Source organism: Hydrogenophaga sp., from assembly GCF_019635465.1.
Lineage (GTDB): Bacteria > Pseudomonadota > Gammaproteobacteria > Burkholderiales > Burkholderiaceae_C > Hydrogenophaga.
In genome coordinates this window covers 40,408-52,647 of sequence record NZ_JAHBZK010000022.1, presented here as the reverse complement: position 1 = coordinate 52,647, position 12,240 = coordinate 40,408, and the positions used below count along the sequence as shown (strand labels likewise).

Annotated in this window: 10 protein-coding genes; all 10 read left to right on the top strand. The window is 65.2% G+C overall.

What is annotated here, in order from left to right:
* Positions 1 to 94 precede the first annotated feature (94 nt).
* On the top strand, positions 95 to 4,876 hold the full coding sequence (locus tag KF871_RS17810; protein WP_291145695.1) for a glutamate synthase-related protein: 4,782 nt from the start codon (positions 95 to 97) through the stop codon (positions 4,874 to 4,876).
* A gap of 30 nt (positions 4,877 to 4,906) precedes the next feature.
* Entirely contained in the window at positions 4,907 to 6,373 is a 1,467-nt protein-coding gene (locus tag KF871_RS17805; RefSeq protein WP_291145692.1) for a glutamate synthase subunit beta, read from the top strand.
* A gap of 148 nt (positions 6,374 to 6,521) precedes the next feature.
* A complete protein-coding gene (locus KF871_RS17800) occupies positions 6,522 to 7,340 on the top strand; it encodes an ABC transporter ATP-binding protein (protein ID WP_291145689.1) in 819 nt (272 codons plus the stop codon).
* Positions 7,337 to 8,119 carry a lipid asymmetry maintenance ABC transporter permease subunit MlaE gene (gene mlaE, locus KF871_RS17795; protein ID WP_291145686.1) on the top strand — a complete coding sequence of 261 codons (783 nt, stop codon included), beginning with the start codon at positions 7,337 to 7,339 and terminating at the stop codon, positions 8,117 to 8,119. Before KF871_RS17800 ends, mlaE begins: the two co-directional genes overlap by 4 nt.
* Positions 8,120 to 8,139: 20 nt before the next feature.
* Complete coding sequence (gene mlaD / locus KF871_RS17790; RefSeq protein WP_291145684.1) at positions 8,140 to 8,628, top strand: outer membrane lipid asymmetry maintenance protein MlaD; 489 nt, start codon at positions 8,140 to 8,142, stop codon at positions 8,626 to 8,628.
* Positions 8,629 to 8,690: 62 nt separating this feature from the next.
* The gene (locus tag KF871_RS17785) at positions 8,691 to 9,389 is read left to right on the top strand and encodes a VacJ family lipoprotein (protein WP_291145681.1); all 699 of its coding nucleotides are present in this window, start codon (positions 8,691 to 8,693) and stop codon (positions 9,387 to 9,389) included.
* A gap of 168 nt (positions 9,390 to 9,557) precedes the next feature.
* Positions 9,558 to 10,142: a phospholipid-binding protein MlaC gene (locus KF871_RS17780; protein WP_291145781.1), complete on the top strand. Its 585-nt coding sequence runs from the start codon at positions 9,558 to 9,560 to the stop codon at positions 10,140 to 10,142.
* The gene (locus KF871_RS17775) at positions 10,142 to 10,414 is read left to right on the top strand and encodes an STAS domain-containing protein (RefSeq protein ID WP_291145677.1); all 273 of its coding nucleotides are present in this window, start codon (positions 10,142 to 10,144) and stop codon (positions 10,412 to 10,414) included. Before KF871_RS17780 ends, KF871_RS17775 begins: the two co-directional genes overlap by 1 nt.
* A gap of 111 nt (positions 10,415 to 10,525) precedes the next feature.
* Positions 10,526 to 11,473 (top strand): ABC transporter ATP-binding protein, encoded by a 948-nt coding sequence (locus KF871_RS17770; protein ID WP_291145674.1) that lies wholly within the window; start codon positions 10,526 to 10,528, stop codon positions 11,471 to 11,473.
* Positions 11,470 to 12,225, top strand: coding sequence for an ABC transporter permease (locus KF871_RS17765; protein WP_291145671.1), 756 nt, complete (start codon positions 11,470 to 11,472; stop codon positions 12,223 to 12,225). Before KF871_RS17770 ends, KF871_RS17765 begins: the two co-directional genes overlap by 4 nt.
* The last annotated feature ends 15 nt before the right edge of the window (positions 12,226 to 12,240 follow it).

Here is a 12,240-nt window from a genome sequence, read left to right as displayed (position 1 = left end):
GTCAGAACCCATTTAAAATGCTTGGCACGCATGGTGCAATGCAATAAGCTCGCACTCCCCCTCGACAGTCAGGCCCTAGACAGAAGGACGCACCATGAACACGGTCGCCGAGCAGCAGCATCTCCAGCAACACGGTCTGTACGACCCCGCCAACGAACACGACGCCTGTGGCGTCGGCTTCGTCGCCCACATCAAGGGCGAGAAGTCCCATGCCATCGTCGAGCAGGCCCTCAAGATCCTGGAGAACCTCGACCACCGTGGCGCCGTCGGCGCCGACAAGCTGATGGGCGACGGTGCAGGCTTGCTGATCCAGATGCCCGATGCGTTGTACCGCGAGGAGATGGCAGCACAAGGCGTGACGCTGCCGCCCGCCGGTGAGTACGGCGTCGGCATGATCTTCATGCCCAAAGAGCACGCCAGCCGACTGGCTTGCGAGCAGGAAATGGAGCGCGCCGTGGCGGCCGAGGGCCAGGTGCTGCTGGGCTGGCGCGACGTGCCGGTCAACCTCGACATGCCGATGTCGCCGACGGTGCGCGCCAAAGAGCCCATCATCCGCCAGGTGTTCATTGGCCGCGGCAATGACGTGATCGTGCAGGACGCCCTGGAGCGCAAGCTCTACGTGATTCGCAAAACCGCCAGCGCGGCCATTCAGCGACTCAAGCTCACGCACTCCAAGGAGTACTACGTGGTGAGCATGAGCAGCCGCACCGTGGTCTACAAGGGCTTGCTGCTGGCCGATCAGGTCGGTACCTATTTCAAGGATCTGCAGGACCCGCGCTGCGTCTCGGCCCTGGGCCTGGTGCATCAGCGCTTCTCCACCAACACCTTCCCCGAGTGGCCGCTGGCGCACCCGTACCGCTATGTCGCCCACAACGGCGAGATCAACACGGTCAAAGGCAACTACAACTGGATGAAGGCGCGCGAAGGCGTCATGTCTTCTCCGGTGCTCGGCCCCGACCTGCAAAAGCTCTACCCCATCAGCTTTCCCACGCAGTCGGACACGGCGACTTTCGACAACTGCCTGGAGCTGCTGACCATGGCGGGTTACCCGCTGTCGCAGGCGGTGATGATGATGATCCCCGAGCCGTGGGAGCAGCACACCCTCATGGACCCGCGTCGTCGCGCGTTCTATGAGTACCACGCCGCCATGCTGGAGCCCTGGGATGGCCCAGCGTCCATCGTGTTCACCGACGGCCGCCAGATTGGCGCCACGCTCGACCGCAACGGCCTTCGCCCCTCGCGTTACTGCGTGACTGACGATGACCTGGTCATCATGGCGTCCGAGTCGGGCGTGCTGCCGGTGCCCGAGAACAAGATCGTGCGCAAGTGGCGTTTGCAGCCGGGCAAGATGTTCCTGATCGATCTGGAGCAGGGCCGCATGATCGATGACGAGGAGCTCAAGGCCAACCTCGCCAACAGCAAGCCCTACAAGCAGTGGATCGACAACCTGCGCATCCGCCTCGACGACGTCGAGCAGCCGGTGGCGGGCGAAGACGCGCGCGAACTGCCCATCGTCAGCACCGAGCCGCAAGGCGCGGGTGTCGAGCGCGTATCGCCCGAACTGCTCGACATGCAGCAAGCCTTCGGGTACTCGCAAGAAGACATCAAGTTCCTGCTCAGCCCCATGGCCGCCAACGGCGAAGAGGGCATTGGCTCCATGGGCAACGACAGCCCACTGGCCGTGCTGTCGGACAAGAACAAGGCGCTCTACAACTACTTCAAGCAGCTGTTCGCGCAGGTCACGAACCCGCCGATCGATCCGATCCGCGAGGCCATCGTGATGTCGCTGGTGTCCTTCATCGGACCCAAGCCCAACCTGCTCGACATCAACCAGGTCAACCCGCCGATGCGCCTGGAAGTGAGCCAGCCCGTGCTCGACTTCCGCGACATGGCCAAGCTGCGCAACATCGAATCGGTGACGCAGGGCAAGTTCCGCAGCGTCACGCTCGACATCACCTACCCGGTGAGCTGGGGCCGCGAAGGCGTGGAGGCCAAGCTGGCCTCGCTCTGTGCGGCCGCCGTCGACGCCATCAAGGGTGGCAAGAACATCCTCATCGTGAGCGATCGCGGTGTGGGCCCCGGTCAGGTGGCCATTCCCGCCTTGCTGGCACTGTCCGCCATTCACCAGCACCTGGTCCGCGAAGGCCTGCGCACCAGCGCCGGTCTGGTGGTTGAAACCGGTACCGCGCGCGAAGTGCACCACTTCGCGGTGCTGGCGGGTTATGGCGCAGAAGCCGTCCACCCCTATCTGGCGATGGAAACCCTGACCGCCATCCACAAGGACATGCCCGGCGCGCTCAGCGCCGACAAGGCGATCTACAACTACATCAAGGCGATCGGCAAGGGCCTCTCCAAGATCATGTCCAAGATGGGCGTGAGCACCTACATGAGCTACTGCGGTGCCCAGCTCTTTGAAGCGATCGGCCTCAACACCGACACCGTGGCCAAGTACTTCACCGGCACTGCCAGCCGGGTCGAGGGCATTGGCGTGTTCGAGATCGCCGAAGAGGCCATCCGCATGCACAGGGCAGCCTTTGGCGACGACCCGGTGCTGGCGGGCATGCTCGACGCCGGTGGCGAGTACGCCTGGCGCACGCGCGGCGAAGAGCACATGTGGACGCCGGATGCCATTGCCAAGCTGCAACACAGCACGCGCGCCAACAACTGGAACACCTACAAGGAATACGCCCAGATCATCAACGACCAGAGCCGTCGTCACATGACGCTGCGCGGCCTGTTCGAGTTCAAGCTCGACCCGGCCAAGGCGATTGCGTTGGACGAAGTTGAGCCCGCCAAGGAGATCGTCAAGCGCTTCGCCACCGGCGCAATGTCGCTGGGATCCATCTCCACCGAGGCGCACGCCACGCTGGCAGTGGCCATGAACCGCATCGGCGGCAAGAGCAACACCGGCGAAGGTGGTGAAGACGAGAACCGTTACCGCAACGAACTCAAGGGCATCAAGATCACCAAGGGTGAGACGCTCAAGTCCATCATTGGCGACAACGTGGTCGAGGTCGACCTGCCGCTCGAAGACGGTGACAGCCTGCGTTCGAAGATCAAGCAAGTGGCCTCCGGCCGTTTCGGTGTCACGGCCGAATACCTGCAAAGCGCCGACCAGGTGCAGATCAAGATGGCCCAGGGCGCGAAGCCGGGCGAGGGCGGTCAGCTGCCCGGCGGCAAGGTGTCGGAGTACATCGGCAAGCTGCGTTACAGCGTGCCCGGTGTGGGCCTCATCAGCCCGCCGCCGCACCACGACATCTACTCCATCGAAGACCTGGCCCAGCTGATTCACGATCTCAAGAACGTGGCACCGCACGCCAGCATCAGCGTCAAACTGGTGTCCGAAGTGGGCGTGGGCACCATCGCCACCGGCGTGGCCAAGTGCAAGGCCGATCACGTGGTGATCGCCGGCCACGACGGCGGCACCGGCGCATCGCCCTGGTCGTCCATCAAGCACGCGGGCAGCCCCTGGGAGATCGGCCTGGCCGAGACCCAGCAGACCCTGGTGCTCAACCGCCTGCGCAGCCGCATCCGTGTGCAGGCCGATGGTCAGATGAAGACCGGCCGCGACGTCGTCATCGGTGCGCTGCTGGGGGCCGACGAATTCGGCTTTGCCACCGCGCCGCTGGTGGTCGAGGGTTGCATCATGATGCGCAAGTGCCACCTCAACACCTGCCCGGTCGGCGTGGCCACGCAGGACCCCGCGTTGCGCAAGAAGTTCTCGGGCAAGCCCGAGCACGTGGTGAACTACTTCTTCTTCATCGCCGAAGAGGTGCGCCAGATCATGGCCCAGCTCGGCATGCGCAAGTTCGACGAGCTTATCGGCCGCGCCGACCTGCTCGACATGCGCGCCGGCATCGAGCACTGGAAAGCGCGCGGACTGGACTTCAGCCGCCTGCTGGCCACGCCGGCCATGCCGGCCGACGTGCCGCGCCTGCACACCGAAACGCAGGAGCACGGCCTGGAGAAGGCCCTTGACCAGGTGTTGATCGAGAAGTGCCGCCCGGCCATCGACAAGGCCCAGCGTGTGCAGTTCATCGAGGTGGCGCGCAACGTCAACCGCTCGGTGGGCGCCATGTTGTCGGGTGAGCTGACCAAGCACCACCCCGAAGGTCTGCCCGACGACACCATCCGCATCCAGCTCGAAGGCACGGGTGGGCAGTCGTTTGGCGCCTTCCTGGCGCGCGGTATCACGCTGTACCTGATTGGTGACGCCAACGACTACACCGGCAAGGGGCTGTCCGGCGGCCGTGTGGTGGTGCGCCCCAGCATCGACTTCCGCGGCGAACCCACCAAGAACATCATCGTGGGCAACACGGTGTTGTACGGCGCCACCACCGGCGAAGCCTTCTTCTCCGGCGTGGCCGGCGAGCGTTTCGCGGTGCGCCTGTCCGGTGCCACCGCGGTCGTGGAAGGTACGGGTGACCACGGCTGCGAATACATGACCGGCGGCACGGTGGCGGTGCTCGGCAAGACCGGGCGCAACTTCGCGGCCGGCATGAGCGGCGGCGTGGCCTATGTCTACGACGAGGATGGCCAGTTCGCCAAGCGCTGCAACACGGCAATGGTGGGTCTGGAGCCGGTGCTGCCGGCCAAGGTGCAGGAGACGTCCGTCGACCGCGCCACCTGGCACCGTGGGCAGACCGACGAAGCCCAGCTCAAGAAACTGCTGGAAGACCACAACCGCTGGACCGGCAGCAAGCGCGCGCGTGAGTTGCTGGATAACTGGGAGCAGGCCCGCACCAAGTTCATCAAGGTGTTCCCGACGGAGTACAAGCGCGCGCTGGCCGAAATCCACGCCCGCCAGACCGCCTCCGATGCCACGACCAAGGCCAAAGGCTCGGCCAAGAAGGCCGCGGTCGCGCCCGCCAAATAACCAGACCCACGACATCGAAGGAAGCACACCATGGGAAAAGTCACCGGCTTCATGGAATTCGAGCGCCTGGAAGAGGGCTACGCGCCCGTCAAGGACCGCCTCAAGCACTACAAAGAGTTCGTGGTCGGGCTCGATGACGCGCAGGCCAAGGTCCAGGGCGCGCGCTGCATGGACTGCGGCACGCCGTTCTGCAACAGCGGCTGCCCGGTCAACAACATCATTCCGGACTTCAACGACCTCGTGTACCAAGGCGACTGGAAGAACGCGAGCGCCGTGCTGCACAGCACCAACAACTTTCCCGACTTCACCGGCCGCATCTGCCCCGCACCCTGCGAGGCCGCCTGCACGCTCAACGTCAACGACGATGCGGTCGGCATCAAGTCGATCGAGCACGCCATCATCGACAAGGCCTGGGCCGAAGGCTGGGTGCAGCCGCTGCCGCCCAAACACAAGACGGGCAAGAAGGTCGCCGTTGTCGGCTCCGGCCCGGCCGGCATGGCGGCGGCTCAGCAGCTCGCGCGTGCCGGTCACGACGTGACGGTGTTCGAGAAGAATGACCGCATCGGCGGCCTGCTGCGCTACGGCATTCCCGACTTCAAGATGGAGAAGTCGCACATCGACCGTCGCGTGGCGCAGATGGAGGCCGAGGGGGTGACGTTTCGCACCGGCGTGCTGGTGGGCGCCATGCCCACGGGCAGCAAGGTGACGAACTGGGCCAAGGAGACGGTCAGCGCCGATCAGCTCAAGGCCGACTTCGATGCCGTGGTGCTGACCGGAGGCTCCGAGCAAAGCCGCGACCTGCCGGTGCCGGGGCGCGACCTCGAGGGCATTCATTTCGCAATGGAGTTCCTGCCGCAACAGAACAAGATCAACGCCGGCGACAAGCTCAAGGGCCAGCTGCGCGCCGACGGCAAGCACGTGATCGTGATCGGCGGTGGCGACACCGGCTCCGACTGCGTGGGCACCAGCAACCGCCACGGCGCGGTCAGCGTCACGCAGTTCGAAGTGATGCCCCAGCCGCCCGAGCAGGAGAACAAGCCCCTGGTGTGGCCCTACTGGCCGCTCAAGCTGCGCACCAGCTCCAGCCACGACGAGGGCTGCACGCGCGAGTTCGCCATCTCAACCAAAGAGTTCCTGGGCAAGAACGGCAAGGTCACCGGTCTCAAGACCGTGCATGTCGAATTCAAGGACGGCAAGTTCGTCGAGGTCCCCGGTTCCGAGAAGGAATACCAGGCCGACCTCGTGCTGCTGGCGATGGGCTTCGTGAACCCGGTGGCGACCGTTCTGGATGCCTTTGGCGTCGACAAGGACCCGCGTGGCAACGCCAAGGCCAGCACCGACTTCACTGGCGGCTACGCCACCAACGTGCCCAAGGTGTTTGCCGCTGGCGACATGCGCCGTGGCCAATCCCTGGTGGTGTGGGCGATCCGTGAGGGCCGCCAGGCCGCTCGCGCGGTCGACGAGTTCCTGATGGGTTTCTCCGACCTGCCGCGCTGAAACGTCGGCGGGCGCCGTCCGGTCGCGCGCAGCGACCGTCCGCGCGGCGCCCGACATTGGATTACCGCAACGTAAGGAAGTGCGGGGGTGGGCAAACCCCCGATTCCCGTATCATGCGGCGGCCGGGTTCTGCCCGGCCTTTTGTTTCATGAGTGCCGACCCGTCTCCCCCTCTTGTCGAACTGCGCGATCTCACCTTCGGCTACGGTGAGCGGGTCATCCTCGACAAGGTGTCGCTCACCGTCCCCCGTGGCAAGGTCACGGCGCTCATGGGCGCCTCCGGTGGTGGCAAGACCACGGTGCTGCGCCTCATTGGCGGGCAGATCCGCGCACAGAGCGGGCAGACCCTGTTCGATGGCAACGACGTCACCGCCATGGACCAGCGCACGCTGTACGCGGCACGACGGCGCATGGGCATGCTGTTCCAGTTCGGCGCGCTGTTCACCGACATGAGCGTGTTCGACAACGTGGCCTTCCCCCTGCGCGAACACACCCACCTGCCCGAGTCCCTGGTGCGCGACATCGTGCTGATGAAGCTCAACGCCGTGGGTTTGCGCGGTGCGCGCGGGCTCATGCCCAGCGAACTCTCTGGTGGCATGGCGCGGCGCGTGGCATTGGCCCGCGCCATCGCGCTCGACCCCGAGCTGGTGATGTACGACGAACCCTTTGCCGGGCTGGACCCCATCTCGCTGGGCACCGCGGCGCGCTTGATCCGCGAGCTCAACGATGCGATGGGCCTGACCAGCATCGTGGTGTCGCACGACCTCGACGAAACCTTTGGCATTGCCGATCAGGTGATCGTGCTGGCCAACGGCGGCATTGCCGCTCAGGGCACGCCCGACGAAGTGCGCCACAGCACCGATCCGCTGGTGGCGCAGTTCGTCAACGCCCGGCCCGACGGTCCGGTGCGCTTCCATCACCCCGCGCCGTCGCTGGCCGAGGACTTCGGTGGCGGAGGCCGGCGATGAACCCCCTGCATCCCACCCGCGTCGGCGCGGCCGTGCGGCGTCACCTGACGGCGCTGGGATACGGCGCCCGGCTGTTCATGCGGCTGGTGGCCCTGGTTGGCGTGGCCATGCGGCGCTTTGGTCTGGTGCGCGACCAGATCCACTTTCTGGGCAACCACTCCCTGTCGATCATCGGCGTCTCGGGCCTGTTTGTGGGCTTCGTGCTGGGTTTGCAGGGCTACTACACCCTGCAGCGCTATGGCGCGACCGATGCGCTGGGGCTGCTGGTGGCACTGTCCCTGGTGCGCGAACTCGGCCCGGTGGTCAGTGCCCTGCTTTACGCCGGTCGGGCGGGCACCTCGCTCACGGCCGAGATCGGTCTCATGAAGGCGGGCGAGCAGCTCAGCGCCATGGAGATGATGGCGGTCGACCCGGTGCGGCGCGTGCTCGCGCCGCGGTTCTGGGCGGGTGTCATCACCATGCCGCTGTTGGCAGCGGTGTTCAGTGCGGTGGGCATCATGGGTGGCTGGTTGGTCGGCGTGGGCCTCATCGGTCTCGACAGCGGCGCCTTCTGGAGCCAGATGCAGGGCGGTGTTGACGTCTGGGCCGATGTGGGCAATGGGGTGCTCAAGAGCGTCGTCTTCGGATTCGCCGTGACCTTCATTGCCCTGTTGCAGGGTTACCTGGCGCATGCCACGCCCGAGGGCGTGTCCCGGGCCACCACACGCACGGTGGTCATGGCATCGCTGACGGTGCTGGGCCTCGACTTTGTGCTGACCGCCATGATGTTCAGCATCTGAACCGGATTCGGAGAACCACCATGACTACCTCCAAGAACGACTTCTGGGTGGGCCTGTTCGTCCTGATCGGCGGCGCGGCCATCCTGTTCCTGGCCTTGCAGTCGGCCAACCTGCTGAGCTTGAACTTCGAGCCGACCTACCGGGTGACTGCGCGCTTTGACAACGCCGGCGGGCTCAAGCCGGGCGCAGCGGTGCGCAGCGCCGGCGTCGTGGTGGGTCGGGTCGAAAAAATTGCGTTTGACGACCAGACCTTTCAGGCCAGCATTTCCCTGTCCCTGGAAAAGCGTTACGGCTTTCCCAAGGACAGCTCGATGAAGATCCTCACCAGCGGCTTGCTGGGTGACCAGTACATCGGGATCGAACCCGGCGGAGACCCTGCCAACCTTGCGGACGGCGCGGTGGTGACGCAGACGCAGTCGGCGCTGGTGCTGGAAAATCTCATCGGCCAGTTTCTGTTCAGCAAGGCGGCCGAGGGCGGTGACAAGCCGGCCGGCGAGAAGGCGCCCTGAGCGCGTCGGGCCATCGAAGGGACGTATTCATGCTGTCGAATCAACAACCGTGCGCGCTACGAATGCCCGCGGCCATTCTGGTGACGGCCGCTTTGCTGGCTGGATGTGCCACCGGGCCCGATGCCAACCCGCGCGACCCGCTCGAGCCGTTCAACCGCGGCGTGCAGAAGTTCAACGATGCCGCCGACGAAGCCGTGTTCAAGCCGGTGGCCACCGCGTATGTGAATGTGGCGCCCAGCCCGCTGCGCACCGGGGTCAACAACTTCTTTGGCAACCTGGGTGACCTGTGGTCAGCGGTCAACGCCGGCTTTCAGTTGCGTCCTCGCGAAACCACCGAGAACCTGCTGCGTTTCAGCATCAACACGGTGCTGGGCTTCGGGGGGGTGCTCGACATTGCCAGCGAAGCCGGCATTCCGCGCACGCGCATCGACTTCGGTCAGACGATGGGCCGCTGGGGTGTTCCGTCGGGTCCCTACCTTGTGCTGCCGATATTCGGGCCCTCCACCGTGCGCGATACCGGCGGCTTGGTGGTGGATGCCGTGGGTGACCCGGTGGGCTACGTCGACCACGTGCCAACCCGAAACAGCCTGTACGCGCTTCGCGCGGTCGATACCCGTGCCCAGTTGCTGCGTGCTTCCAACCTGCTGGAGGGGGCGGCGCTGGACAAATACAGCTTCACGCGCGACTTCTACCTCAACCGCCGTCAGCGCCAGATCGACGACATGATCGACAAGGGCATCGGTCTCGGCGATGGGGAATAGCGAGTAAGTGAGCGCAAACCCACGATACGAATCGCTACCTTTCCACCGGAACCCGACACAGTCCCTGCGCCTCCGAGGCCTAGGATGTCCCCCGTTGGGTGGCACCACCTGGAGAAACCAATGAAACAACTTCTGTCCCGCCGTACCTGGTTTGCTTCGCTGGCGCTGATGCTGGCCGCCTGGACGCTCCCGGCTGCGGCCGCCGAGGCGCCCGACGCCATGGTCAAACGCCTGTCCACCGAGGTGCTGGACACCATCAAGGCCGATCCGGCCATCCAGGCCGGCGATGTCAACAAGATCGTGGCGCTGGTCGACGCGAAGATCATGCCCAACGTCAACTTCACGCGCATGACGGCGTCGGCGGTCGGGCGCTACTGGCGTCAGGCCACGCCGGAGCAGCAAGAGCGTCTGCAAACCGAGTTCAAGTCCTTGCTGGTGCGCACCTACTCGGGCGCGCTTGGCGAGGTCAAGGACCAGACCCTGAGCTTCAAGCCCATGCGCATGCGGCCCGAAGACACCGAGGTGGTGGTGCGCAGCGAAGTGCGCGGCAAGGGCGAGCCCATTCAGCTCGACTACCGCCTCGAGAAATCGGGCGACGCCTGGAAGATCTACGACCTCAACGTGCTGGGCGTGTGGCTGGTGGAGACCTACCGCACCCAGTTCGCACAGGAGATCGGTGCCAAGGGCATCGACGGGCTCATCGCGTCGCTGGCCCAGCGCAACAAGGGTGGCGCCACCGCCAAGGCCAATTGATGGCTGCGCCGCACCTGCCCGCGCGCCTGATGCTCGACGACGCCGCGGCAACGCTGGCGTCGTTGCGGCAGGCGCTGGCGCTGGAGCAGGGCGCGCAGGTCTGCGTGGCGGCGGGTGAATTGAAGCAGTTCGATTCCTCGGCCGTGGCTGTGTTGCTTGAGCTGCGCCGGGACCTTCAGGCCCAGGGCCGTACCCTGACCGTGAGCGATTGGCCCCCCCGATTGCGCGACCTGGTGCAGGTCTACGGCGTGGAGTCACTGCTGGGCGCCTGAGCGCATCACAGCCCTGCGGCCCGTGGGGGCGGGCCCCCGCCGTAAAATCCCCGGTTCGCCGCCGCCCCGGATGTCCCGTGGGCTGCGCGCGCTTCAGCGGTGTTGCTGCGCATGCCTGCCGTCTCATTCCAGAACGTTTCCAAGACCTACACCACCGCCCGTGGCCCCCTTCACGCCCTGCGATCGGTGTCGTTCGACATCGAGCCGGGCGAGTTCTTTGGCCTGCTGGGTCCCAACGGTGCCGGCAAGACCACGCTCATCAGCATCCTGGCCGGGCTGGCGCGGGCCAGCGAGGGCCGTGTCATGGTGCACGGCCACGACGTGGTGAGCGACTACCAGGCGGCACGCCGTCAATTGGGGGTGGTGCCGCAAGAGTTGGTGTTCGACCCGTTCTTCAATGTGCGCGAGACCTTGCGCATCCAGTCGGGCTACTTCGGCATCAAGCACAACGACGACTGGATCGATGAACTCCTGGCCGGACTGGGCCTGGCCGACAAGGGAAGCGCCAACATGCGCCAGCTCTCGGGTGGCATGAAGCGGCGCGTGCTGATTGCGCAGGCCTTGGTGCACAAGCCCTCCGTCATCGTGCTGGACGAACCGACGGCGGGGGTGGATGTGGAGCTGCGGCAGACCCTGTGGCAGTTTGTCTCCGGTCTCAACAAGCGTCTGGGCAGCACCGTGTTGCTGACCACGCACTACCTCGAAGAGGCCGAAGCCCTCTGCAGCCGCATCGCCATGCTCAAGCATGGCCAGGTGGTGGCGCTGGAGTCCACGTCCGAACTGTTGGCGCGGGCCGCCTCCAACGTGTTGCGCTTCAAGACGGACGCGGCGCTGCCGGCCGATCTGGCCGCGCAGGCGCGCATCACCGGCCGAGTGGTGCAGATGCCGGCGCTGGACGCACACGCGGTCGAGCATGTGCTGTCGCGCCTGCGCGAGGTGGGTGTCATGCCCGAGGACATCGAGGTGCGTAAAGCCGATCTGGAAGATGTGTTCCTCGACCTCACCGGCAGTGGCCCCCAGCGGCTGCCCCAGGCCCAGGGCACGGAGGTGACGCCATGACCGGCTGGCAGACCCTGTTCTACAAGGAGATCCTGCGCTTCTGGAAGGTGGCCTTCCAGACCGTGGCAGCGCCTGTGATGACCGCGCTGCTGTACCTGTTGATCTTTGCCCATGTGCTGGAAGACCGGGTACAGGTCTACGACTCGGTGAACTACACGGCCTTCCTGCTGCCTGGCCTGGTGATGATGAGCGTGCTGCAGAACGCGTTTGCCAACAGCAGCTCGTCACTGATCCAGAGCAAGATCATGGGCAATGTGGTGTTCCTGCTGCTCACACCCCTGTCTCATCGTGCCTGGTTCGTGGCCTATGTCGGGTCGTCGGTGGTGCGCGGGCTGGTGGTTGGCGCCGGCGTGATGGTCGTGGCCTGGTGGTTTGCCCGCCCGACATTGGTGGCGCCGTTGTGGATCCTGGTGTTTGCCTTCATGGGGGCGGCCTTGCTGGGCACGCTGGGGTTGATCGCGGGCCTGTGGGCCGAGAAGTTCGACCAGATGGCGGCGTTCCAGAACTTCATCATCATGCCCATGACTTTTCTGTCGGGCGTGTTCTATTCCATCCATTCGCTGCCTGAATTCTGGCAACGGGTCAGCCACCTCAATCCCTTCTTCTACATGATCGACGGCTTTCGCTATGGCTTCTTTGGTCGCAGCGACGTGTCACCTTGGCTGAGCCTTGCGCTCGTGGGTGTGGCCCTGGCCTTCGTGAGCGCGATCGCCCTGCACCTGCTGCGCACGGGTTACAAAGTCCGCCATTGATTCCTTAGCGACGGC